Raw genomic sequence first — 22,163 nt, forward strand, 5'->3', positions numbered from 1 at the left:
CGCGTATACTTGCGATCCTGTTGCGGCGCCCGCTGGCGCGCGCACCGCATGTCCGACGGGCGCATCACGCCGGCCGTCATCCTCATTCTTAGTTTCTTGCTGCCTGGTTTGACCGTGTCCCTGCATGACGCCGACTCCCCCGATGCCTATTTGCCGCCCACGCGGCTGACCCGCCTCGCCTTTGACCGGCGCAGCGCCGGATTCGGCCAGCTGGACTTCCTGCTGGGCGAGATTGGCCAGCGCATGCAGGAGCGCATGCAGATGATCCGGCTGGCGCCGGCGCGCGCGCTCGATATCGGCTGCGGCCATGGGCGCGGCCTGGCCGCGCTGCGCGCCCAGTACCCGGATGCGCAGATCGCCGGCATGGATATTTCCGGCGCCATGCTGCGCGAGGCCGCCCAGCGCGATCCCCAGCGCCAGTCCGGGTGGCTGGGGCGCCTGCTTGGCAAGCGCCCGACCTTTGACCTGGTGCAGGGCGATCTTGCCACATTGCCCTTCGCCCCGGCCAGCTTCGACCTGTTGTGGTCCAACCTGGCGCTGCACTGGCACCCCGAGCCGCACCGGGTCTTCCCGGAGTGGCACCGGGTCACCCGCGACGAAGGCCTGGTCCTGTTCTCGCTGTTCGGGCCCGATACGCTGGCGCAATTGCGCGCTGCCTTTGCCGAAGTGGACGGCGACACCCACACGTTGCGCTTCGTCGACATGCACGATATCGGGGACATGCTGGTGCACAGCGGCTGGTCCACGCCCGTCATGGACATGGAGACCTTGACGATCACCTATGAATCGCCGCGGACCCTGCTGCGCGAAGTGCAGGCCTTCGGCGGGCTGCGCCTGCCGGCTGGCGCGAGCCAGGCAGGGCTGCGCGCTCGCCGCTGGCACGCAGCGCTGCTGGCCGCGCTGGAGCGCCAGCGCAATGCCGAGGGGCTGATCCCGCTGACGTTCGAGATCGTCTATGGCCATGCCTGGAAGCTGGCGCCGCGCGGCAAGCAGGCCGTCGATGAGCTCGGCCACGCCGTGGTTCCGCTCGACAAGATCGGGCGTGCGCGGCAGCGCAAGTAACGTCCGCGGCGCTGCTGCACGCATCGGCGGCGCAGTCAAGCGGCCGATGGCGAGCACCGTACCGATGCACAAAAACTTGTCGCGCGCTAGCCCCTTGGTCAAGTAGCGGCCTTGTCCGAGTAGGCGAAGCGCCCTATAATGCGCCAGTTTGTCGCAGTGGTCTCCCTGGCACAATTTGCCCAAAATCGCACTTCAATGGTGCGTCCCAGGCGCAATCGTCCAGGCGTGCATCCAGCGCAGAGTAGTTGGCGATGCAAGGTTGGCGATGCAAGACTTGGGTATCGCACTCCAGACGGCGCAAGGCAAATCCGGCGGCAGTTCCGACGGATTTGGCCCGCCGGACAAAGACTGGCTGATGAAGCGGAATTGTTCGCTGTCTCCGCGCCAGGTTGGCTGGTTTTACCTCTCAATCGTCAGCGTTTCGCTCGCCATCGCTTTGTTCTTCGCGTGGCGAGGGTCATGGCTCGTGCTTCCCTTTGCCGGGCTGGAACTGCTGGGGCTGGGCATCGCCCTGCTGGTGCACGGGCGGCATGCGTCGGACTACGAGCGCGTCAGCCTCGTCGACGGCAGGCTGGTAGTGGTTTCGGTCAGTGCAGGGCAGCTGACACGGCATGAATTCAACCCGCTATGGGTGCGGGTTGAACCGGGTGAATCATTACGGGCGCTGGTGTTGCTGCGCTCGGGCAAGAGCGCTGTGCGGGTGGGGTGTTTTCTGGACCCGTACAAGCGGCGAAAGTTCGCGCAGGAGCTCGCAGCGGCTTTGCGTTACCTCTGAGAGGCAGCGGGGGCCGGCGAGTCACAGATTTGAATCTGTAAATTGGGTAGATAACAAATGAAAATGTGGAAGAAGGCATCCGCAGCGTGTCTGGTGGGGGCGTCCCTGCTCACCGGTCATGCAGCCCTGGCAGTGGAAGACATGCCAGGTGGCCCCGCCGTGCGACAGCTCAACCTGACCGAGCCGGTCACCAAGATCGCCGAGCAGATTCACTGGCTGAACTGGATGATGCTGATCATGTGCACCGTGATCTTCATCGGCGTGTTCGCGGTGATGTTCTACTCCGTGTTCACGCACCGCAAGTCCAAGGGCGCGAAGTCGGCCTCCTTCCACGAAAGCATCACCGTCGAGGTGATCTGGACCATCATCCCCTTCCTGATCGTCATCGGCATGGCCCTGCCCGCCACCAAGACCGTCGTGGCGATGAAGGACACCACCAACGCCGACATCACCATCAAGGCCACCGGCTACCAGTGGAAGTGGGGCTACGACTACCTGAAGGGCGACGGCGAGGGGATTTCCTTCGTGTCCACCCTGACCACCCCGCGCGAGCAGATCAACAACGAGGCCCCCAAGTCGAACACCTACCTGATGGAGGTGGACAACGAGATGGTGGTGCCCGTGAACAAGAAGGTCCGCATGGTGCTGACGGCCAATGACGTCATCCATGCCTGGATGATTCCGGCCTTCGGCGTCAAGCAGGATGCCATCCCCGGCTTCGTGCGCGACACCTGGTTCAAGGCCGAGAAGATTGGCGTGTACCGTGGCCAGTGCGCCGAGCTGTGCGGCAAGGAACACGCCTTCATGCCGATCGTCGTGCGCGTCGTCTCCGACGCCGACTACGCCAAGTGGGTCGACGGCAAGAAGAAGGAGCTCGCCGCCAAGGCGGACGATCCCAACAAGACCTGGACCCTGGACGAGCTCAAGGCTCGTGGCGAGAAGGTCTACACCGCCAACTGCGCGGTCTGCCACCAGCCTAACGGCAAGGGCGGCGGCGCCTTCCCGGCCCTCGACGGCTCCAAGATCGTCAACGGCCCGGATGCCGGCCAGATGCATATCCTGCTGGAAGGCAAGGGTGCCATGCCGGTGTGGAAGCACCTCTCCGATACCGAGCTCGCTGCCGTCATGACCTACACCCGCAACAGCTGGGGTAACAAGACGGGTGAAGTGATTCAACCGAGCGATTTCGTGAATGCGCGTGCCGGCAAGTTCCGCGAAGGCGGCGGCGCACCTGGCGCGAGCGGCGACGCCGCGCCCAAGACGGAAGACAAGCCCGCTGCCAAGCAGGCCAGCGTCGCGGGCGACCGCGCCGCAGGTTGAACAGGATTTCAGGAGTTTTCGCGATGAGTACTGCTACCCCGGACGCGCTCGCCCACCCGCACGACCACGCGCATGACGATCACCACGATCAACCGCATGGCTGGCGCCGTTGGCTGTTTGCCACCAACCACAAGGACATCGGTACGCTGTACCTGCTGTTCTCGTTCACCATGCTGCTGTCTGGCGGCGCGCTGGCACTGCTGATCCGTCTCGAGCTGTTCGAGCCGGGCCTGCAGTTCTTCCGCCCGGAACTGTTCAACCAGTTCACCACCATGCACGGCCTGATCATGGTGTTCGGCGCGATCATGCCGGCCTTCGTCGGCTTTGCCAACTGGATGATCCCGCTGCAGATCGGCGCATCCGACATGGCGTTCGCGCGGATGAACAACTTCAGCTTCTGGCTGATGCCCCCGGCAGCGCTGCTGCTGGTGCTGTCGTTCTTCGCGCCGGGCGGCGCCACCGCCGCCGGCTGGACCCTGTACGCGCCGCTGTCGGTGCAGATGGGCCCCGGCATGGACATGGCGATTTTCGCCATGCACATCATGGGCGCGTCGTCGATCATGGGCTCGATCAACATCATCGTCACGGTGCTCAATATGCGCGCACCCGGCATGACGCTGATGAAGATGCCGATGTTCTGCTGGACCTGGCTGATCACCGCCTACCTGCTGATCGCCGTGATGCCGGTGCTGGCTGGCGCCATCACCATGGTGCTGACCGACCGTCACTTCGGCACGAGCTTCTTCTCGGCTGCCGGCGGCGGCGACCCGGTGATGTACCAGCACATCTTCTGGTTCTTCGGCCACCCCGAGGTCTACATCATGATCTTGCCGGCGTTCGGGATCGTCTCGCACGTCGTGCCGACCTTCGCCCGCAAGCGCCTGTTCGGCTATAGCTCGATGGTGTACGCGACCGCTTCGATCGCCATCCTGTCGTTCATCGTGTGGGCTCACCACATGTTCACGACCGGCATGCCCGTGACCGGCCAGCTGTTCTTCATGTACGCCACCATGCTGATCGCGGTGCCGACGGCTGTGAAGATCTTCAACTGGATCGCCACCATGTGGCGTGGCTCGATGACCTTCGAGACCCCGATGCTGTTCGCGATCGGCTTCATCTTCGTGTTCACCATCGGTGGCTTCACCGGCCTGATGCCGGCAGTGGCCCCGATCGACATCCAGTTGCAGGACACCTACTTCATCGTTGCCCACTTCCACTATGTGCTGGTGGCGGGCTCGCTGTTCGCGATGTTCTCGGGCTTCTACTACTGGGGTCCGAAGTGGAGCGGTTTCATGTACAACGAAACCCGCGGCCAGATCCACTTCTGGGGCTCGATGATTTTCTTCAACATCACCTTCTTCCCGATGCACTTCCTGGGCCTGGCCGGCATGCCGCGTCGTTATGCCGACTACCCGACCCAGTTCGCGGATTTCAACGCGATTGCATCGATCGGCGCACTGGGCTTCGGCCTGATGCAGGTGTATTTCTTCTTCTTCGTGGTGCTGCCGTCCTACCGTGGCGGCAAGGCAGCCGGGGACAAGCCTTGGGATGGCGCCGAGGGCCTGGAATGGACCGTGCCGTCGCCGGCCCCGTTCCACACCTTTGAAGTGCCGCCGCAAGTCAAGTAAGCCGCAGTCAGGCAAGCCGCAATAAGCACGGAAGGATGGGCACTGCCCGTCCTTCCGCGCCACGCAAGCAAGGTGTTATGCAGGATCCAAACAAAAGTCCATCGCAGGCAGACCGCAAGGCCTCCAATCGTCGTCTCGGCCTGATCCTTTTCTCGATCGTGATGGTTTTCTTTTTGGGTTTCTTCGCCAAGATGATCTTTCTCGGCTGAAGCTGCAGGGTATTGAGATGAGCGCGAACCAGCAGTCAAGCAATGCCACCGACAAGAAGTTCAACCGCGGGATGATGCTGCGGCTGTTGGTGGTGGTGGCGTTGATGTTCTCGTTTGGCTACGCGCTGGTGCCGTTGTACAAGAAGATCTGCGAGATCACCGGCCTGAACGTGGTGACCACGCGCGACCTTTACGGTGGCCAGGTCAAGAACACGCAGGTGGACAAAACCCGCACGATCACGGTCGAGTTCGACTCCAATGCGCGCGGGCCCTTTGCCTTCCGTCCGGTCAAGAGCAGCATGGAAGTGCACCCGGGCGAGATGACCACCATCGTCTACGAAGTGGCGAACGGCCAGGCACGCGATATCTCGGCGCAGGCCATCCCGAGCTACCTGCCCAAGCTGGCCACGCAGTATTTCAAGAAGATCGAGTGCTTCTGCTTCAAGGAGCAGACGCTGAAGGCGAAGGAAGCACGCGAGATGCCGGTTGTGTTCGTGATCGATCCGGACCTGCCGAAAGACGTGAAGAACATTACGCTGTCCTATACCTTCTTCGAGATCGGGACGCCGGTGGCGCAAGCGCCGCAAGGTCCCCTCGACGCGCAGCCAGCAGGCGCGGGCAAGGGCATTTGAGTTTGCAGGCGAGGCAGGTTGCAGGGGAAAAGCCGTGGATGAGATGAAGGACGCGGTCAAGCGCAAGCTGTCATTTGCGCAGACGCTGCGCGCGGTGTTCTGGTCGTTTATCGGCCTGCGCAAGGGCAGCGAGCATGAGCGCGACATGGCACAGCTCAACCCGGTCCATGTGATCATTGCCGGCCTGATCGGGGTAGCCATCCTGATCGCGGTGCTGATCACGGTCGTGCGTGTGGTGGTAGGGTGAGGCCACGCGCAGCGCAAAGCACGGGGCAGGGCAGGAGTAAGTAAAAAGAGCAGGGCAAAAGCATGCCGCCGGCCCCGTCAGGGCCGGATGTGCGGATAACGATTACTGAATCAGAGACTCTGAGCTGGAGAAAAAAGAATGAGTGCGAACCGCGCAAACGCTCCGTACTACTTCGTACCGGGCCCCTCGCGCCATCCGATCACGGCTAGCTTTGGCTTGCTGCTGACGGCTGGGGGTGCTGCTGGCTGGGTAAACGGGCAGACCTGGGGGCCATATCTGTGCGGCCTGGGCCTGCTGTGGTTCCTGTTCGTGCTCAAGAGCTGGTTCGGCGAGGCGATCAACGAATCCGAGACGGGCAAGTACGGCAAGAACATCGACCTGTCCTTCCGCTGGTCGATGGGCTGGTTCATCTTCTCCGAGGTGATGTTCTTCGCGGCATTCTTCGGCGCGCTGTTCTACGCCCGCAACATTGCCATGCCGTGGCTCGGCGATCTGAACAACAAGATCCTGTGGCCCGATTTCGCCGCCGTATGGCCGAACCTCGGGCCGGCCGGTGTCGTGGAAAGCTTCCAGACCATGGGCCCGTGGCCGATCCCCACGATCAACACCGCCTTGCTGCTGATGTCCGGCGTGACGCTGACCTGGGCGCACCATGCGCTGCTGGCCAACAAGCGCAGCCAGCTGATTCAGGGCCTGGTGCTGACCATCCTGCTGGGCGCGGTCTTCATGTGCTTCCAGGTGTACGAATACCACCACGCGTATTCGGAGCTGAACCTCAAGCTGACCTCGGGCATCTACGGTTCCACCTTCTTCCTGCTGACCGGCTTCCACGGTTTCCACGTGACGCTCGGTGCGATCATGCTGACAGTGGTGCTGGTGCGCGTGCTCAAGGGGCAGTTGACGCCCGACCATCACTTCGCATTCGAAGGCGCCGCCTGGTACTGGCACTTCGTCGACGTGGTGTGGCTGTTCCTCTACATCGTGGTGTACTGGCTGTAAGACACCCGATTGCAGTGCCCGCCGGCCACGTCGGCGGCATCGCGGGGGAGGTTCTCCTCCTTCGCGAGGAACAACAAAAAACAAGCGCCGCAGGGGAAGTAGCCAGCCTGCGGCGCTTGTTTTTTGTGGTTTGAGCCTGTCGCGTGGCCGGGCCGCGCCGGCATCAGGGCGCCATGCGGATGCCCGTGCTTTGTATCCACCCCATCCAGTGCGAGAACAGGATGAAGACGAACAGCGCCACCGAGAAGCCGACCCGGAACATCAGCGAGCGCATCATGTTTGGCGTCCTGCCGCGGTCGCGCATCATGAAGAACAGGGCGGAGGCCAGGCTACCGATGATGAGGAAGAACGCGATGAGGATGACGATGCGCATGGAGGGCCCGCAAGCGCGGGGTCTGCTAGGGATAGAGTGCCATTATCGCATCGGCGCGCGTGGCAACGCCCTCGGGAAATGCCAGGGAGGCCGCACGTGAAGCTGTGGCGCGCACTGAGCCCGTTGCCCACCATCGCCGCGCTGGTGGTGATCGCGCTCACCTGTGCCTTGGGCAACTGGCAACTGAATCGGGCCCATGAGAAAGTGGCGCGGGCCGCGCGTCTTGAGGCGCTGGCTGCCCAGCCGCCGCTGGAGATCGGGCGCAGCCTGGTGGATGGCGCGCTGTCGGAGCGGCGCGTGCACGTGCGCGGGCGCTTCGATGCAGCGCATACGGTTTTGCTGGACAATCGCCCCCACGGCAATGGCACCGATAGCCGTGCCGGATTCATGGTGCTGACGCCGCTGCGGGTTGCCGGGGGCGATGCGGCCGCGCCGGCCGTGCTGGTGCTGCGCGGGTGGCTGCCTCGCGATGCGCAGGATCGCACCCATATCGCGCCGTTCCCGACGCCGCAAGGTGAGGTGGAGCTGGACGGCACCGCGCTGGCGACCGTGCCCAGGGTCTTCGCCCTGGGCCAGGGCGCGAATGCCGAGGCCGGCCAGAAGATCCGCCAGAATGTCGATCTCGCCGCTTATGCCGCGGAGCTTGGCGTGCCCCTGCAGCCCTTTGTGCTGGAACAGCGCAACGACAACGGCGACGGGCTGGCGCGCGACTGGGCGCCAGCGGACATCGGCGCGGATCGCCACTATGGTTACGCCTTTCAGTGGTTCGGGCTGGCGGCGCTGACCCTGGTGCTCCTGGTGGCGTTGAGCTGGCGGCGCGCCGCCCGCATGACGGCTTGAGCATTCTCGCGGGTGGCACCCGTATCACCCACGAACCACAGCGGCGCGTTGCGGTCAGATGAGCGCAACCGCCCCTAACGACAGACAGACGACAGACAGACGAAACACTATGCAACAGCCAGATCCCGCTTCGGCCCAGGCCGCCCGCGCCGCGCCGCAAGACTCGCGCATCGACGCCCGCACCCGTCGCGGCCGCATCCAGATGCTGCTGCTTCTGCTGGTGTGCGCTTCGCCTGTCATCGCTTCCTACCTGACGTACTACGTGTTCAAGCCCGCTGGCGGTTCCACCAATTACGGCACGTTGATCGAGCCGCAGCGCCCCATGCCCGCGCTACAGATCGGCAACGAGCGTGCAGAGTCCGTGCCGCTGGATAGTTTCAAGGGCAAGTGGCTGCTGGTAACGGCGGATGGTGCGGCGTGCGACGAAGCCTGCGCCAAGAAGCTGTTCACCATCCGCCAGATCCGCGCTGGGCAGGGCCAGGACCGCGAGCGCATCGTGCCGGTGTGGCTGATCAGTGACGACGGCCCGATCGATTCCCGCCTGTCGGCCGCCTACAACGAGCCCTATGCCGGTGTGCGCTTCCTGCGCGCCAACCGCGAGGCCATGCAGAAATGGCTGCCGGCGGAACCGGGTGCCCGGATCGAGGACAGCCTGTTCCTGATCGACCCGCTGGGCAACCTGATGATGCGCTTCCCCAAGGAGCCGGACCCCAAGAAGATGAGCTCCGACCTGAAGAAGCTGCTCAAGTACTCTCACATCGGGTGAGGCGCGCATGCTGCTCCAACTCGCCATCATCGGCGTCCTGATCGCGCTGTTCCCCTTGAGCTACGTGCTGGTCAAAGGGGACCGCAACAAGTACCGCAAGCTGGTCTGGATCACCGCCTTCCTGACGCTGGACCTGATCATGTTCGGCAGCTTCACGCGGCTGACGGACTCCGGCCTGGGCTGCCCTGACTGGCCGGGCTGCTATGGTCACTCCAACCCGCACGCGGCGCAGGAGCCTATCCGTGCCGCCGAGACGGCCCTGCCCAGCGGGCCCGTGACCATCACCAAGGCGTGGATCGAGATGCTCCACCGCTACTTCGCCATGGCGGTCGGCGTGCTGATCATCACGCTGATGGTGCTGGCCTGGGTCAAGCGGCGTGAGCTCAAGCAGTCGCCCTGGTTCGCCACCGGGGTGTTGCTGCTGGTGTGCGTGCAGGGTGCGTTCGGGGCCTTTACGGTCACGCTCAAGCTGCAGCCCATCATCGTGGTCACGCACCTGATGCTTGGCATGAGCCTGCTGGCAGCGTTGATCTGGCTGGGTTCGCGCAACGATCCACCCTTGCGGGTGGCGCCGCAGGCGGTGGCGCTGCGCTGGCCGGCGCGCGTCGCGCTGGCCTTGCTGGTGCTGCAGATCTTCCTGGGCGGCTGGGTGAGCACTAACTATGCGGTGCTGGCGTGTACCGACTTTCCGCTGTGCAACGGCCAGCTCGTGCCGGACATGGACTTTCACCACGGCTTTACGTTGTGGCGCCAGCTGGGCATGACCGCCGACGGCGACTACATCCCGCACTCGGCCCTGGTGGCGATCCATTGGGTGCATCGCGGTTTTGCCTTCGTTGTGCTGGCTTTCCTGGCCTGGTTCGGGCTGCAGGCACGCCGCCATGGCGGCCTTGCGCGCAGCGCGGGCTGGTTGCTGGGCTTTCTCGCGCTGCAGCTGGCCACCGGCCTGTCGAACATCGTGTTCGACTGGCCGCTGGGCGCCGCGGTGGCGCATAACGGCGGCGCGGCGGTCTTGCTGCTGCTCCTGGTTCGCCTCAACTACAATATAGGGCTCGCGGCCCGGTCCGCTGACATTGCTACCGACGTGCCGGCCGCCGCGCGCGCCACATGAAAGACAAGAACTCCCCAGTGGTTACAGCTACCCACACACATCCCCTCGGACGCGTTCGCCACCTGGTGCGCCAGTACGCCGCCCTGACCAAGCCTCGGGTGACGCAGCTTGCCGTCTTCTGCGCCATCATCGGCATGTTCCTCGCCACGCCCGGCATGGTGCCGTGGCCGGTGCTGATTGGCGGCGCCGCCGGCATCTGGCTGTTGGCGGGTGCCGCATTCGCCATTAACTGCCTGGTGGAGCAGAAGGTGGATGCGCTGATGCGCCGCACCGCGTGGCGCCCGTCGGCCACCGGCGAGATCACCACCATCCAGACGCTGGTGTTCTCCGCGGTGCTGGGCGGGGCAGGGATGTGGCTGCTGCACGTCTACACCAACGACCTGACCATGTGGCTGACCGTGGCCACCTTCGTTGGCTACGCCGTGGTGTACACCATCCTGCTCAAGCCGGCCACGCCGCAGAACATCGTCATCGGCGGCCTGTCCGGCGCCATGCCGCCGGCGCTTGGCTGGGCGGCGGTTGCGGGCGACCTGCCGGCGGAAGCGTGGTTCCTGGTGCTGATCATCTTCACGTGGACGCCGCCGCACTTCTGGGCCCTGGCCCTGTATCGCCGCGCCGACTACGCCAAGTCCGGCCTGCCGATGCTGCCGGTGACGCATGGCGAGCGCTTCACGCTGCTGCATATCCTGCTGTACACGCTGATCATGATCGCGGCCACGCTGCTGCCTTTCGTGTACGGCATGTGCGGCTATATTTACCTGGCGGCCGCGCTGATCCTGGGGGGCGGGTTCCTGGCCTACTCGTGGAAGATGTATCGCAACTACTCGGACGCGCTGGCGCAACGCACATTCCGCTTCTCGATCCTGTATCTCTCGCTGCTGTTCGCCGCGCTGCTGGTCGATCACTACTTCAAGTTCCTGCCGCAGGCCTGAGCGGTGCGTGCAGGCCCCGCGGGCTTGCGGCATCTTGTCGCGGCCCGCGCGCGTGGCGGCCTCGATCGGCGATACTGAGTGTCATCTGTTAATGTGACCTTGTCGCGTCCAGCCGCCTGCCGGGCGGCGCCGGCTCGCCAACACCACCCGAACTCGCATGCCAAACCACTTCCCCTCCGGCTCCCTCCCCACCTTCGCGGCCTTCCGCCGGTTTTGCCTGCTGGCCCTGTGCGCGCTGCTGCTGGCGGCATGCGGCCAGCAGAAGGCTTCCTTCAAGAACGTCGATATCACCGGCGGCAGTGAGTTCGGCAAGGACTTCGTCCTTACCGACCACAACGGCAAGGTGCGCTCCATTGGCGACTTCAAGGGCAAGGCGGTAGTGATGTTCTTCGGCTATACGCATTGCCCTGACGTGTGCCCGACCACCATGGCCGAGCTCAAGGCGGTGATGGAACAGTTGGGGCCGGATGCCGACAAGGTGCAAGTGTTGTTCGTTACGGTGGATCCGGAGCGCGATACGCAGGCGCTGCTGGCGCAGTATGTGCCGGCCTTCGATTCGCGCTTCCTGGGCATGCGCCCGGCCGACGATGCCGCGCTGCAGAAGGTGGCGAAGGACTTCAAGGTGTTCTACGCCAAGGTGCCGGGCACGTCCCCGAACAACTACACCATGGATCACTCGGCGGGCAGCTATGTGTTCGACCCGAGCGGCAAGCTGCGCCTGTTTATCCGCCACGGCCAGGGGCCGGAGCCGATCGTGCATGACCTCAAGCAACTGCTGTCCTGATGCTGCCCTTAGGCGAGCCGCCGCGGCGAAGCCGGCGGGCAAAATAAAACAGGGCCGGTCGCGAGACCGGCCCTGTTTGACTTCTGGCGCGCTTAAGCCTTAGGCAAAGGCCTGCAGCGCACCCTTCATCTTCTTCATCGCCGCGGTTTCGATCTGGCGGATGCGTTCGGCGGAGACGCCGAATTCGTCAGCCAGTTCGTGCAGCGTGGAGCCGCCCGAGCCGTCGTCGTTGACCTGCAGCCAGCGCGCCTCGATGATGCGGCGGCTACGGTCGTCGAGCTTGGACAGCGCTTCTTCCAGGCCTTGCACCTGCAGGCGGTCGTGGCGCTGCGCCTCGATCACGCGGGTGGGCTCGTTGTGGTTGTCGGCCAGGTAGGCGATGGGCGCGAAGTCTTCTTCGCCATCGTCGATCTGCCCTTCGAGCGCCAGGTCGCCGCCCGACAGGCGGGTTTCCATCTCCATCACTTCTTCCGGCTTGACGTTCAGCTCGCGCGCAACCGCGTCGATCTGTTCCGGCGTGAAGGTATGGGCACCCTGCTTGTGGCTGCGCAGGTTGAAGAACAGCTTGCGCTGGGCCTTGGTGGTAGCCACCTTGACCATGCGCCAGTTCTTCAGCACATATTCGTGGATCTCGGCCTTGATCCAGTGCATGGCATACGACACCAGCCGCACGCCCTGATCCGGGTCGAAGCGCTTCACGGCCTTCATCAGGCCGATATTGCCTTCCTGAATCAGGTCTGCGTGGGGCAGGCCATAGCCGAGGTACTGGCGGGCGATGGACACCACCAGGCGCAGGTGCGACAGCACCATGCGGCGTGCCGCATCGACGGAGTCGTGCTCGCGCAACTCGCGCGCGAGCCGCTGCTCTTCCTCGGGGGTAAGCAGGGGAATACGGTGGACAGCCTGGATATAGCTGTCGATATTTCCCAGCGTTCCGGGAAAGGTCAGCGCAAACGTCCCGGCGCCCTGTGGCACCGCAGGCAGACGGTTGGTCATTTGGGTTTGGTCAGCAGATAGGACTGCGTTCACTCGATAGCTCCTTTCGCATCCGGCGGGTGGGTTGCCCGCGTGTGCGGCCCTTTTCGGGGTTTCGCACTGCATTGCAACACATATTAGCACTCAAGCCGGGGGACTGCTAAGTTGGAGTGCCAACAGGGTTGATAGTTCCTGGTAATCGAATGGTTCTTCTACATAGTATTTTAGTCCGACATCTTGCAGGATGTGACGAAGCCACTATCTCACGCGGGTACGCGAACGATCCGACAAAGATTAGAGGGCCGATGCCCCTGCCGGTTCTCTCGCCTGTTGAGATGCTGTGTTTCTCTAGCAGCTACACTCTTTTCATTTGTCTCAGTGATGCTGAGCGCCAGCATCGACCAAACCGGGGACCATCATGTCTGTTATCGAGCACTTGTTAAAGCCGCACACCCGTGACCTCGGCGACTTTGCCGTAAGCCGTCTGCTGCCCGCCGCGGCAACCCAGACTATCGGCCCATTCATCTTCTTCGACCACATGGGCCCGGTGGCCATGCCGCCCGGAGAAGGCGCCGATGTGCGCCCGCATCCCCACATCGGCCTGGCCACGGTCACCTACCTGTTCGAGGGCGAGATCCTGCACCACGACAGCCTGGGCAGCAAACAGGTCATCAGGCCGGGCGACGTGAACTGGATGACGGCTGGCAAAGGCATTGCGCACTCGGAGCGCTCGCCCCAGTCCGCCCGCGATGCCGGGCCGCGCCTGCACGGCATCCAGACCTGGGTGGCGCTGCCCAAGGAGCACGAGAATGTCGAGCCGTCTTTTCATCACCATCCGGCCGCGACGCTGCCCAAGCTGGAGCGCCCTGGCGTACGCATGACGGTGATTGCGGGCGATGCGTTTGGCGCCGAGGCGCCGGTGAAGGTGTTCAGCCGCACGCTCTACGTGGCCATTGAGCTCGAGGCGGGCGCCAGCCTTGAGATTCCGGCGGAGCACGCCGAGCGCGGCATCTACCCGGTGGACGGCACCATTGCCCTGGACGGCGAAGTATTGCCCGAGCGGCACCTGGCGGTCCTGGTGCCGGGCCAGCCGGTGACGTTGACGGCGCAGGTGGCGTCGCGCGTGATGCTGCTCGGCGGCGACCCGACCGACGGCCATCGCTTTATTTTCTGGAATTTCGTTGCCAGCACCAAGGAAGCGATCGAAGCAGCTTCCCAGCGCTGGGAGGATGACCAGTTCCCGCGCGTGCCGGGCGAGAGCGATCGCATTCCGCTGCCCCAGCGCAAGCGCTAAAGGCGACTGCCTGCCGGGCCACGTTCAGACCGGGCTGGCCCAAGCCACGCGCGTGCCTTGCTGCAGGCAGTCGCGGATGGCGTCGATCTGCGTGGCGATCGGGCCAGGCACTGGCGCCTTGCCGTCCAGCACGAGGCGGATCCAGGCCGCGGTCTGGTCCACGTCACTGCCGGGCGGCAATTCCGGCACCTCAACGATGGAGCCCGATGTCGGGTCGACCAAGGTGCGTTGATGCCCGTCGTGCAGCCAGTCGATGCGGCTGTTGCGCCGGGCGTCGGCCACCACCTCGCCCTCGGTGCCTCGCGCCAGCAGCACATTGGCGGGCTCGCGCGAGAAATAATCGGTCAGGGTTTCGCGGTACTCGGGGTGGGTGTAGCTATACAGCCGCAGCGCCTCGGCCGGGCTGTGCGCGCCCACAGGCTGCAACATCTTGACCACCGTATGCGCGGAGTTGCGCAAGCCGATCTGCATGCGCTTGTCCAGCATCCGCGCCAGCGCCGGCGACAGCACGTCGATCGGCAGCACCGCCAGCGGGCCGGGCTGGGCATCCTTGCCGCGCAACTGGGATTCGGCCTGCGCCACGGTGCTGCACGGCAAGATCCCCAGCGCCTCGAACAGCGAGATGCTGGTGACGCGCCCGTTGAATTGGCGGGAGCCGTGTACCAGCACCGGAATGCCCTCGCGCGCCAGCAGCAGCGCCAGCAGCGGCACCAGGTTGGGCTGCTTGCGCGCGCCGTTATAGCTGGGGATCGACACCACGACGCGGTCCGCCGGGCCGGCCAGCGGCAGGCAATGCGCGTGCGCGGCATCGAGCATCCCGGCCAGCTCGTGCGGGGCCTCGCCCTTGATGCGATAGGCCATCAGCACCGCGCCCAGCTCGATATCGGCCACGCGGCCTGCCAGCATCGCATCGAACAGCGCCTGGGCATCTTCGCGCGGCAGCGCGCGGGCGCCGTTGACGCCCCGGCCGATTTCCTTGATGTACTTCGCGGCAGCGAAAGCAGGGGCGGCGGGGGCCGCAGGGGACGTAGGCGTGGCGGTCATGGCGGGTTGGGACTATGTGGTTTGAAGTCCATGATAGCGGAGCGGGCCGGCCGTGCCCATGACAGTCGCAATGCCGGCCCGGCCTCGCCCCCGGCACGGGAGTGGCCGGCCCGTCACGGCCCTCGCTCAGGCGGCTTCCTTCAGGGCGGGATTGCGCTGCTTGCGGTACAGGAAGTCCAGCACTGCCGTGCGGCATGCGTGGTAATCCTTGTCCTCGGCCAGCGCCATGCGCTCGCGTGGCCGCGGCAGATCCACCTTCAGCACTTCGCCAATGGTGGCCGCGGGGCCGTTGGTCATCATGACGATGCGGTCGGCCAGCAGCACCGCTTCATCCACGTCGTGGGTCACCATCACCACCGTGCTGCGCGTTTTCGCCACGATCTTGATCAGTTCATCCTGCAGGTGCGCGCGGGTGAGCGCATCCAGCGCGCCGAAGGGCTCGTCCATCAGCAGCACCTTGGGCTCCATGGCCAGCGCCCGGGCGATGCCTACGCGCTGCTTCATGCCGCCCGAGATCTCCTGCGGATACTTGGCTTCGGCATGCGTCAGGCCAACCAAGGCAAGCGTGCCGTGCGTGCGGGCCTTCAGCTGCGCCTTGCTCTCGCTGGCGCCGAACACGCGCTCCACGCCAAGATAGACATTGTCGAAACAGGTCAGCCAGGGCAGCAGCGAATGGTTCTGGAACACCACCGCCCGATCCGGGCCGGGGCCTGCGATCTCGCGCTCGGCGCAGATCAGCGCGCCGGCGCTGGGCCGGTCCAGCCCGGCCAGCAGGTTGAGCAAGGTGGATTTGCCACAGCCCGAATGGCCGATCAGCGTAATGAACTCGCCGCTGGCGATGGTCAGGTTGACATCGCGCAGGGCGACGAACGGCCCCTTCTTGGTCTTGAAGGTCTGCCCGACATTCTCGATACGGACGAACTTTTCCATGAGCTTCTCCTTGGGCGCCAGGGCGCGGTTGGCGACTTGGCGCCTTAGTTGCCGTAGCTGAAGCGCTTGGCCAGGCTGAGCAGCGCGTATTCGAGCAGCAGCCCGACCATGCCGATGATGAAGATCGCGATGACGATGTGTTCCACCTTCAGGTTGTTCCACTCGTCCCACAGCCAGAAGCCGATGCCGGTGCCGCCAGTGAGCATTTCCGCGGCCACGATCACCAGCCAGGCGGTACCGATGGACAGCCGCACGCCGGTGAGCATGTACGGCAGCACCGCGGGCAGCAGCACGCGGGTGAATACCTTCCATTCGGAAAGGTCGAGCACGCGCGCCACATTCAGGTAGTCCTGCGGCACACGGGTTACGCCCACCGCGGTATTGATCACCATCGGCCAGATCGAGCAGATGAAGATGGCCCAGATCGCCGCCGGGTTTGCCGATTTGAACAGCAGCAGGCCAATGGGCAGCCAGGCCAGCGGCGAGACCGGGCGCAGCAGGCTGATGATGGGCGCCATCATCGCGTTGAGAAAGGCGAAGCGGCCCAGCGCGAAGCCGGCCGGGATGCCGATCAATGCGGCCAGCCCGAAGCCTGCCGCCACGCGCGCCAGCGATGCCAGCACGTTCCAACCGATGCCCTGGTCATTGGGGCCGTTGCGGTAGAACGGGTCGGCAAACAGCGGCACGGCGGCATGCCAGGTGGCCGCCGGCGTGGGGATGGCGGGGATCATGGTGGCGATGCCGTGCCACATCAGCAGGAACAGCGCAAAGCCTGCTACCGGCGGCATCACCTTGAGCACCACGGCGGCGATGGCGTCGCGCCGTGCCGCGCGGCGCGCCTCGGCTTGCGCGGCGAGCGCGCGGCGCTCAGCGCGTTCATGGGCTTGCTGGTCGCCAACCACGGCAACCTCGGCATTGGTGCCGGCATCGGCAGGGGCGGCTTGGTTGGCGGCATGCGGGGCAGGCCGGGCTAGTGCATTCACGTCTGGCTCCTTCGGTGGCCGGCGCGTCGCCACGCCGGCGTTCAAGCGGCAATCAAAATCGGAATCACGCCGGGGCGCGTGCGCTTCAGGCCTTGATCTTGAAACCGTCGGCATAGGCCTTGGGGTCCTTGCTGGCATCCCACACCACGCCGTCGATCAGCTTCGCGGTACGGAAGTCGCTCTTGGGCAGCGGCACCTGCGCGGCCGCAGCGGCCTGTTTGTAGATGTCGATGCGATTGACCTTCTTCGCCACCTCCAGGTAGTCAGGGTGATCCTTGAGCAAGCCCCAGCGCTTTTGCTGCGTGAGGAACCACATGCCGTCGGAGAGGAAGGGATAGTTGGCGGCGCCGTCCTGGTAGAACTTCATCGAGTCCGGGTCGTCCCAGGTCTTGCCCAGGCCGTTGCTATAGCGGCCCAGCATGCGGTCCAGGATGATGTCCATGTCGGTGTTGACGTAGGACTTGGCGGCGATGGTCTCGGCGGTCTTGCGGCGGTTGGAAGCCGATGCGTCGATGTACTTCGAAGCGTCGAGCACGGCGGCCACCATTGCGCGTGCCGTATTGGGATACTTCTGAACGAATTCTGCCGTGGTGCCCAGGGTCTTTTCCGGGTGATCCTTCCAGATCGCCTGCGTGGTTTCCGCGGTAAAGCCGATCTTGTCGGCGATGGCGCGCGCGCCCCACGGCTCGCCCACGCAGAAGCCGTCCATGTTGCCCACGCGCATGTTGGCCACCATCTGCGGCGGCGGCACGGTGATGGCCTTGGCGTCCTGCATCGGGTTGATGCCGTTGGCGGCCAGCCAGTAGTACAGCCACATGGCATGGGTGCCGGTGGGGAAGGTCTGGGCGAAGGTGTACTCGCGCTTTTCCTTCATCATCAGCGCCTTCAGGCTGGCGCCGTCCTTGACGCCTTTCTCCGCCAGCTTGGATGACAGCGTGATGGCCTGGCCGTTGTGGTTCAGGTTCATCAGCACCGCCATGTCTTTCCTGGGGCCACCAATGCCAAGCTGCACGCCATAGATCAGCCCATACAGCACATGCGCCGCGTCGAGTTCGCCATTGACCAGCTTGTCGCGCACGCCGGCCCAGGAGGCTTCCTTGGTGGGCGTGATCTTGATGCCGTACTTCTTGTCGAAGCCGAGCGTGCCGGCCATCACGACCGAGGCGCAGTCCGTCAGCGGAATGAAGCCGATCCGCACCTCCGGTTTTTCCGGCGCGTCGGAGCCTGCCGCCCATGCGCCAGCGCGTACCAGGGGATCGACCAGGGTTATCACGCTGGCGCCGGCGATGGTAGCCAGGGCGCGGCGCCGTCCGTTGCTGGCGGGCACCGCATCGGCTCCCGTGGTGCTGGCGTCGGTGGCAACTGCTGCATGCAGCGACTTGGCAATCTTCAGGCGAGAGGGCATTGACACGTCTCCAAATAAAAAGCGTCCTGAACTGCTCCGCTTTCGCCAGAAATGCGGGGGCAGGTCAGGACGCCGTTGTCCCGTGATGCGGCGCGGCCATCGTTGGCGGCGCACATCGGTATGTGATCGGCCGTCGTTGGCCGATGCTTCGATTACGCAAGCCGCGTGCCAAGGGTCGGGAGGGCTGTTGTCGGGGTCTGACCGCCAGCGAGCGTGGGCAAGGAGCCAGAAGCGGGCGCGCCGAAGCGGCGTCCGTGCGCTGCCGGTGCGTGAAAGGTGATGCGCTCGCGCCATCCTTGTGCATTGCACCAAGCGCGTGCGGGGCGCATCGCGGCGCCCGAGCATGGTTTGTTCGGGGCTTAGCTCATCACATCGATGACCCGCCGTGCCGCCTCGACGAGCTTGATGCCGCGCTCCATTGCCATGCTGCGCAGCCGCTTGTAAGCCTCGTCCTCGGTCATGCCGCGCTCCTTCATCAGCAGGCCCTTGGCACGCTCCACTTCCTTGCGCTCGGCCAGCTGCAGCCGCGTGGCATCAAGCTCCGCACGCAGTTCCTGGTCCAGTTCGAAGCGCGCATAGGCCACATCCAGCACGGTCTTGACGCGTTCGGCGCGCAGGCCGTCGACGATGTAGGCGGTGATTCCTGCGCTCAGCGCGGCCTTGATGCGCTGGGCGTCGTCGTTGTCCGTGAAGAGCACGATGGGGCGCGGCGCGTGCTGGGTTGACACGCATACATGCTCGACCGTATCGCGCGCGGCGGACTCCGAGGCGATGATGATCAGGTCCGGCTGCCGCGCGGCGATCGCGTCGGGCAGCCGCAGGTCGGCGTCCACCGTTTCGATGTCCGTGAAGCCCGCAGACACGAGCCCGGCACGGATCGTCTCGATATTGAGCGGATCCTCGTCATGCGGATCGCGCACCAGCAAAATGCGTAGCGCGCGTGAACCCGACGCGGCGGGCGCGGGGCTGGCAGGACTCGTCGGGGCGGAGCGGGCTGGGGGGCGTCTGTTCATGGCGTCACTTGGAATGCCTCTTGCCACGCAAGATTCGCGCCGAGACGCCTTTCATTGTATTGCGGGGTTTCCCGGATTCAATGGCTGCCGGCGCACGCGGCCAGAACCGCCGGTGTATGCTATTGCCCTGCTGCGCGGCAGGGCGTCTACTGGCGATGCCAGCATGCTGGCGCGTAGTCTAAAACACAGAATATGCTTGGAGAGATGGATGACCGAATTCGTATTTGCCCCGCCGGCGCCCAACGGCGTGCCCGTGCGCGGCAGCAGCGCTCAGTTCCCGGTACGCCGGGTCTACTGCGTGGGCCGCAACTATGCCGCCCATGCCCGTGAAATGGGTTCGGATCCCGACCGCGAGCCGCCGTTCTTCTTCTGTAAGCCCGCCGACGCCGTGAGCTATGTGGCCGACGGTACCGTAGGCGCCTTCCCCTATCCGCAGGGCACCAGCAATTGCCACTACGAAGTGGAGCTGGTCGTTGCCATCGGCAAGGGCGGCAAGGACATTGCCGAGGCGGATGCCGCGAGCCACGTCTTTGGCTACGCGCTCGGCCTCGACATGACGCGCCGCGACCTGCAGAACGAATCGAAGAAGACCGGCCGCCCCTGGGAAACCGGCAAGGCCTTCGACAAGTCCGCCCCGATCGGCCCGATCGTGCCGGTGTCCGCCATCGGCCATCCGGAGAAGGGCGCGGTCACGCTGTCCGTCAACGGCGTGGAGAAGCAACGCGGCGACCTGTCGGACCTGATCTGGTCGGTGCCCGAAATGGTGTCCTATCTCTCCAAGCTGTTCGAGCTGCAACCCGGCGACCTGATCTACAGCGGCACGCCTGAAGGCGTGGGCCCGGTGGTCAAGGGCGATGTCATGCTGTGCAAGATCGAAGGCGTGGGCGAGCTCACCGTCAAGGTAGTCTGAGTCCATGCTCAAGCTTTACAGCTACTTTCGCAGCTCCGCCTCGTACCGGGTGCGCATTGCCTTGCAGTTGAAGGGCTTGCCTTACGAGTACCTGCCGGTGCATCTGTTGCGCGATGGCGGTCAGCAACTGCAGCCGGCCTACCGGGCGCTGAACCCCGATGCGCTGGTGCCGACCCTGCTGGATGACGATCACGTATTGATCCAGTCCGTGGCGATGGTCGAGTACCTCGACGAGACGCATCCCGAGCCGCCCCTGCTGCCGGGCAGCGCGCTCGACCGCGCTTACATCCGCGCGCTGGCGCTGGAGGTCGCGTGCGAGATCCATCCGCTGAATAACCTGCGCGTGCTGAAGTACCTCAAGCACACGCTGGGCGTGGCGGAGGAGGCCAAGGACGCGTGGTATCGCCACTGGGTCGAGCTGGGTTTCGAGTCGGTCAATACCAACCTCGTGCGCTCGGGCAAGGCTGGGCGTTTCTGCTTTGGCGATACGCCGACGCTGGCGGACATCTGCCTGGTGCCGCAGGTGTTCAACGCGCAGCGCTTCAATATCGACGTGGCCCGCTACCCGGCCATTGCCAAGGTGTTCGACGCCTGCATGGCGCTGCCCGCGTTCCAGCAGGCCGAGCCCAAGGCGCAGCCGGACGCCGAATAAGCTGCCACGCCAGGTTCGGCAGGCCGCAATAAGCAAGAAGCCCCGCAAGCGATTGCGGGGCTTTTTTACTGGCGAGCCGGGTGGGTTGCTCAGCCGAGCAGTGCGTCGGCGAATTCCTCGGCCTTGAAGGGCTGCAGGTCCTCGACCTTCTCGCCCACGCCGATGAAGTAGACCGGCACCGGGCGCTGGCGCGCGATCGCGGCCAGGATACCGCCCTTGGCGGTGCCGTCGAGCTTGGTCACGATCAGCCCGGTCAGGCCCAGCGCGTCGTCGAACGCCTTGACCTGGGACAGCGCGTTCTGGCCGGTGTTGGCGTCGATCACCAGCAGCGATTCGTGTGGCGCGTTCGGCATCGCCTTGGCGATGACACGCTTGACCTTCTTCAGCTCTTCCATCAGGTGCAGCTGCGTGGGCAGGCGACCCGCGGTATCGGCCATCACGATATCGATGCCGCGTGCGCGTGCCGCGTTGACCGCGTCGAAGATCACCGCCGCCGGGTCGCCACTTTCCTGCGAGACCACCGTGACATTGTTGCGCTCGCCCCAGATGGTCAACTGCTCGCGCGCGGCGGCGCGGAAGGTGTCGCCCGCGGCCAGCAGCACGGACTGGTCATAGCTCTGGAAGTGCTTGCACAGCTTGCCGATGCTGGTGGTCTTGCCGGCGCCGTTCACCCCCGAGATCATCATCACCAGCGGCTGCTCGCGGCCCAGGGACATGGTCTTCTCGAGCGGGCGCAGCAGCTCGGTCAGCAGCTCGCGCAGCGCGGCCTTGACGCCTTCGGCGGTTTCGATGCGTTCGGTCTTGACGCGGCGGCGCAGCGCGCTCAGCAGGTGCTCGGTAGCCTCGACGCCGGCGTCGGCCATGATCAGGGCCGTTTCCAGGTCCTCGAACAGGTCTTCGTCGACCTTGACGCCAACAAACAGCGTGCCCAGATTGCGGCTGGTCTTGGACAGGCCGGTGCGCAAACGTTGCATCCAGCCGCGCTTGGCCTCGGCGGAGGCGGCCGGCGGCGGGGTCAGGACCAGTTCCTCGGCAGCGGCCGGAGCCGCACTCCGGACTGGCTGGATGGCGGTTGGCGGGACGGGAACGGCGGCGGCCGGGGCAGGCCCGGCCGCGGGAATGGGGGGGGGCGCGCTGGCGGGCGCCGCGGCCGGAGTGGCGGCGGGCGCCGGGCTTTGCACCTCGGGCGGCGCACTGGCCGGTTCGGCCTTGCGCTTCTTCCAGAAACTAAACATTGGGAAAGGGGTCAATACCCCGGTAGAATCAATCGCCAAAATTC

At 64.9% G+C, this 22,163-nt stretch carries 24 protein-coding genes; 16 read left to right on the plus strand and 8 right to left on the minus strand.

The features are described 5' to 3' along the window. Positions 1-48: 48 nt before the first annotated feature. The 8 genes from F7R26_RS02085 to F7R26_RS02120 all read left to right on the plus strand — a co-directional run bounded on the left by F7R26_RS02085 (position 49) and on the right by F7R26_RS02120 (position 6,872). The gene (locus F7R26_RS02085) at positions 49-1,062 is read left to right on the plus strand and encodes a methyltransferase domain-containing protein (protein ID WP_241754404.1); all 1,014 of its coding nucleotides are present in this window, start codon (positions 49-51) and stop codon (positions 1,060-1,062) included. Positions 1,063-1,327: 265 nt separating this feature from the next. Beyond that, positions 1,328-1,837, plus strand: coding sequence for a DUF2244 domain-containing protein (locus F7R26_RS02090; protein WP_150989757.1), 510 nt, complete (start codon positions 1,328-1,330; stop codon positions 1,835-1,837). A 57-nt stretch (positions 1,838-1,894) separates the two neighbouring features. Then, positions 1,895-3,157, plus strand: a complete 1,263-nt coding sequence (gene coxB, locus F7R26_RS02095) for a cytochrome c oxidase subunit II (RefSeq protein WP_150989697.1) — start codon at positions 1,895-1,897, stop codon at positions 3,155-3,157. A gap of 23 nt (positions 3,158-3,180) precedes the next feature. Beyond that, positions 3,181-4,785, plus strand: coding sequence for a cytochrome c oxidase subunit I (gene ctaD, locus F7R26_RS02100; RefSeq protein WP_150989700.1), 1,605 nt, complete (start codon positions 3,181-3,183; stop codon positions 4,783-4,785). Between the two features lie 77 nt (positions 4,786-4,862). Next, positions 4,863-4,994, plus strand: a complete 132-nt coding sequence (locus F7R26_RS02105) for a cytochrome oxidase small assembly protein (RefSeq protein ID WP_006159470.1) — start codon at positions 4,863-4,865, stop codon at positions 4,992-4,994. A 17-nt stretch (positions 4,995-5,011) separates the two neighbouring features. Further along, positions 5,012-5,626, plus strand: a complete 615-nt coding sequence (locus F7R26_RS02110; protein ID WP_150989703.1) for a cytochrome c oxidase assembly protein — start codon at positions 5,012-5,014, stop codon at positions 5,624-5,626. Positions 5,627-5,660: 34 nt separating this feature from the next. Next, positions 5,661-5,873 carry a DUF2970 domain-containing protein gene (locus F7R26_RS02115; RefSeq protein ID WP_035861042.1) on the plus strand — a complete coding sequence of 71 codons (213 nt, stop codon included), beginning with the start codon at positions 5,661-5,663 and terminating at the stop codon, positions 5,871-5,873. Positions 5,874-6,011: 138 nt separating this feature from the next. Next, a complete protein-coding gene (locus F7R26_RS02120; RefSeq protein WP_006159467.1) occupies positions 6,012-6,872 on the plus strand; it encodes a cytochrome c oxidase subunit 3 in 861 nt (286 codons plus the stop codon). A 163-nt stretch (positions 6,873-7,035) separates the two neighbouring features. Here the strand turns inward: F7R26_RS02120 and F7R26_RS02125 are convergent, their stop codons facing one another. Further along, positions 7,036-7,245, minus strand: a complete 210-nt coding sequence (locus tag F7R26_RS02125) for a twin transmembrane helix small protein (RefSeq protein ID WP_006159466.1) — start codon at positions 7,243-7,245, stop codon at positions 7,036-7,038. A gap of 78 nt (positions 7,246-7,323) precedes the next feature. On the opposite strand from F7R26_RS02125, the gene F7R26_RS02130 reads away from it, so the two are divergent. The 5 genes from F7R26_RS02130 to F7R26_RS02150 all read left to right on the plus strand — a co-directional run bounded on the left by F7R26_RS02130 (position 7,324) and on the right by F7R26_RS02150 (position 11,678). Next, complete coding sequence (locus F7R26_RS02130) at positions 7,324-8,085, plus strand: SURF1 family protein (protein ID WP_150989706.1); 762 nt, start codon at positions 7,324-7,326, stop codon at positions 8,083-8,085. 109 nt (positions 8,086-8,194) lie between these two features. Further along, complete coding sequence (locus F7R26_RS02135) at positions 8,195-8,851, plus strand: SCO family protein (protein WP_150989709.1); 657 nt, start codon at positions 8,195-8,197, stop codon at positions 8,849-8,851. A 7-nt stretch (positions 8,852-8,858) separates the two neighbouring features. Further along, positions 8,859-9,962 (plus strand): COX15/CtaA family protein, encoded by a 1,104-nt coding sequence (locus F7R26_RS02140; protein WP_150989712.1) that lies wholly within the window; start codon positions 8,859-8,861, stop codon positions 9,960-9,962. Next, on the plus strand, positions 9,959-10,894 hold the full coding sequence (locus F7R26_RS02145; RefSeq protein ID WP_043343375.1) for a heme o synthase: 936 nt from the start codon (positions 9,959-9,961) through the stop codon (positions 10,892-10,894). Before F7R26_RS02140 ends, F7R26_RS02145 begins: the two co-directional genes overlap by 4 nt. A gap of 157 nt (positions 10,895-11,051) precedes the next feature. After that, the gene (locus F7R26_RS02150; RefSeq protein WP_150989715.1) at positions 11,052-11,678 is read left to right on the plus strand and encodes an SCO family protein; all 627 of its coding nucleotides are present in this window, start codon (positions 11,052-11,054) and stop codon (positions 11,676-11,678) included. Positions 11,679-11,777: 99 nt separating this feature from the next. Here F7R26_RS02150 and rpoH read toward each other — a convergent pair whose 3' ends face one another. Then, positions 11,778-12,674 (minus strand): RNA polymerase sigma factor RpoH, encoded by an 897-nt coding sequence (gene rpoH, locus F7R26_RS02155; RefSeq protein WP_220810654.1) that lies wholly within the window; start codon positions 12,672-12,674, stop codon positions 11,778-11,780. Positions 12,675-13,071: 397 nt separating this feature from the next. Between rpoH and F7R26_RS02160 the strand changes: the two genes are divergently transcribed. Further along, on the plus strand, positions 13,072-13,947 hold the full coding sequence (locus tag F7R26_RS02160) for a pirin family protein (protein WP_150989721.1): 876 nt from the start codon (positions 13,072-13,074) through the stop codon (positions 13,945-13,947). Between the two features lie 24 nt (positions 13,948-13,971). On the opposite strand, the gene ybiB is transcribed toward F7R26_RS02160, so the two are convergent. The 5 genes from ybiB to F7R26_RS02185 all read right to left on the minus strand — a co-directional run bounded on the left by ybiB (position 13,972) and on the right by F7R26_RS02185 (position 19,322). Next, on the minus strand, positions 13,972-14,991 hold the full coding sequence (gene ybiB / locus F7R26_RS02165) for a DNA-binding protein YbiB (RefSeq protein WP_150989724.1): 1,020 nt from the start codon (positions 14,989-14,991) through the stop codon (positions 13,972-13,974). A gap of 126 nt (positions 14,992-15,117) precedes the next feature. Beyond that, positions 15,118-15,921, minus strand: a complete 804-nt coding sequence (locus F7R26_RS02170; protein WP_150989727.1) for an ABC transporter ATP-binding protein — start codon at positions 15,919-15,921, stop codon at positions 15,118-15,120. A gap of 44 nt (positions 15,922-15,965) precedes the next feature. Beyond that, a complete protein-coding gene (gene ntrB, locus F7R26_RS02175) occupies positions 15,966-16,904 on the minus strand; it encodes a nitrate ABC transporter permease (protein ID WP_150989730.1) in 939 nt (312 codons plus the stop codon). An 85-nt stretch (positions 16,905-16,989) separates the two neighbouring features. Beyond that, the gene (locus F7R26_RS02180; protein ID WP_150989733.1) at positions 16,990-18,309 is read right to left on the minus strand and encodes a CmpA/NrtA family ABC transporter substrate-binding protein; all 1,320 of its coding nucleotides are present in this window, start codon (positions 18,307-18,309) and stop codon (positions 16,990-16,992) included. 359 nt (positions 18,310-18,668) lie between these two features. Continuing rightward, positions 18,669-19,322, minus strand: coding sequence for an ANTAR domain-containing response regulator (locus tag F7R26_RS02185; RefSeq protein ID WP_150989735.1), 654 nt, complete (start codon positions 19,320-19,322; stop codon positions 18,669-18,671). A 208-nt stretch (positions 19,323-19,530) separates the two neighbouring features. Here F7R26_RS02185 and F7R26_RS02190 point away from each other — a divergent pair, with 208 nt between their 5' ends. Further along, positions 19,531-20,232 carry a fumarylacetoacetate hydrolase family protein gene (locus tag F7R26_RS02190; protein ID WP_150989738.1) on the plus strand — a complete coding sequence of 234 codons (702 nt, stop codon included), beginning with the start codon at positions 19,531-19,533 and terminating at the stop codon, positions 20,230-20,232. Positions 20,233-20,236: 4 nt separating this feature from the next. Continuing rightward, entirely contained in the window at positions 20,237-20,884 is a 648-nt protein-coding gene (gene maiA / locus F7R26_RS02195; protein ID WP_150989741.1) for a maleylacetoacetate isomerase, read from the plus strand. 89 nt (positions 20,885-20,973) lie between these two features. Here maiA and ftsY read toward each other — a convergent pair whose 3' ends face one another. Beyond that, positions 20,974-22,119: a signal recognition particle-docking protein FtsY gene (gene ftsY, locus F7R26_RS02200; protein ID WP_193692114.1), complete on the minus strand. Its 1,146-nt coding sequence runs from the start codon at positions 22,117-22,119 to the stop codon at positions 20,974-20,976. Positions 22,120-22,163 lie beyond the last annotated feature (44 nt).

Source organism: Cupriavidus basilensis (genome assembly GCF_008801925.2).
Taxonomy (GTDB): Bacteria; Pseudomonadota; Gammaproteobacteria; order Burkholderiales; family Burkholderiaceae; genus Cupriavidus; species Cupriavidus basilensis.

Bases quoted from the DNA above. Each gene is read 5' to 3' on its own strand.
- F7R26_RS02085 (WP_241754404.1), top strand. From the start codon at position 49: ATGTCCGACGGGCGCATCACGCCGGCCGTCATCCTCATTCTTAGTTTC.
- F7R26_RS02090 (WP_150989757.1), top strand. From the start codon at position 1,328: ATGCAAGACTTGGGTATCGCACTCCAGACGGCGCAAGGCAAATCCGGC.
- coxB (WP_150989697.1), top strand. From the start codon at position 1,895: ATGAAAATGTGGAAGAAGGCATCCGCAGCGTGTCTGGTGGGGGCGTCC.
- ctaD (WP_150989700.1), top strand. From the start codon at position 3,181: ATGAGTACTGCTACCCCGGACGCGCTCGCCCACCCGCACGACCACGCG.
- F7R26_RS02105 (WP_006159470.1), top strand. From the start codon at position 4,863: ATGCAGGATCCAAACAAAAGTCCATCGCAGGCAGACCGCAAGGCCTCC.
- F7R26_RS02110 (WP_150989703.1), top strand. From the start codon at position 5,012: ATGAGCGCGAACCAGCAGTCAAGCAATGCCACCGACAAGAAGTTCAAC.
- F7R26_RS02120 (WP_006159467.1), top strand. From the start codon at position 6,012: ATGAGTGCGAACCGCGCAAACGCTCCGTACTACTTCGTACCGGGCCCC.
- F7R26_RS02125 (WP_006159466.1), bottom strand. From the start codon at position 7,245: ATGCGCATCGTCATCCTCATCGCGTTCTTCCTCATCATCGGTAGCCTG.
- F7R26_RS02130 (WP_150989706.1), top strand. From the start codon at position 7,324: ATGCCAGGGAGGCCGCACGTGAAGCTGTGGCGCGCACTGAGCCCGTTG.
- F7R26_RS02135 (WP_150989709.1), top strand. From the start codon at position 8,195: ATGCAACAGCCAGATCCCGCTTCGGCCCAGGCCGCCCGCGCCGCGCCG.
- F7R26_RS02140 (WP_150989712.1), top strand. From the start codon at position 8,859: ATGCTGCTCCAACTCGCCATCATCGGCGTCCTGATCGCGCTGTTCCCC.
- F7R26_RS02145 (WP_043343375.1), top strand. From the start codon at position 9,959: ATGAAAGACAAGAACTCCCCAGTGGTTACAGCTACCCACACACATCCC.
- F7R26_RS02150 (WP_150989715.1), top strand. From the start codon at position 11,052: ATGCCAAACCACTTCCCCTCCGGCTCCCTCCCCACCTTCGCGGCCTTC.
- rpoH (WP_220810654.1), bottom strand. From the start codon at position 12,674: ATGACCAACCGTCTGCCTGCGGTGCCACAGGGCGCCGGGACGTTTGCG.
- F7R26_RS02160 (WP_150989721.1), top strand. From the start codon at position 13,072: ATGTCTGTTATCGAGCACTTGTTAAAGCCGCACACCCGTGACCTCGGC.
- ybiB (WP_150989724.1), bottom strand. From the start codon at position 14,991: ATGACCGCCACGCCTACGTCCCCTGCGGCCCCCGCCGCCCCTGCTTTC.
- F7R26_RS02170 (WP_150989727.1), bottom strand. From the start codon at position 15,921: ATGGAAAAGTTCGTCCGTATCGAGAATGTCGGGCAGACCTTCAAGACC.
- F7R26_RS02180 (WP_150989733.1), bottom strand. From the start codon at position 18,309: ATGCCCTCTCGCCTGAAGATTGCCAAGTCGCTGCATGCAGCAGTTGCC.
- F7R26_RS02185 (WP_150989735.1), bottom strand. From the start codon at position 19,322: ATGAACAGACGCCCCCCAGCCCGCTCCGCCCCGACGAGTCCTGCCAGC.
- F7R26_RS02190 (WP_150989738.1), top strand. From the start codon at position 19,531: ATGACCGAATTCGTATTTGCCCCGCCGGCGCCCAACGGCGTGCCCGTG.
- maiA (WP_150989741.1), top strand. From the start codon at position 20,237: ATGCTCAAGCTTTACAGCTACTTTCGCAGCTCCGCCTCGTACCGGGTG.
- ftsY (WP_193692114.1), bottom strand. From the start codon at position 22,119: ATGTTTAGTTTCTGGAAGAAGCGCAAGGCCGAACCGGCCAGTGCGCCG.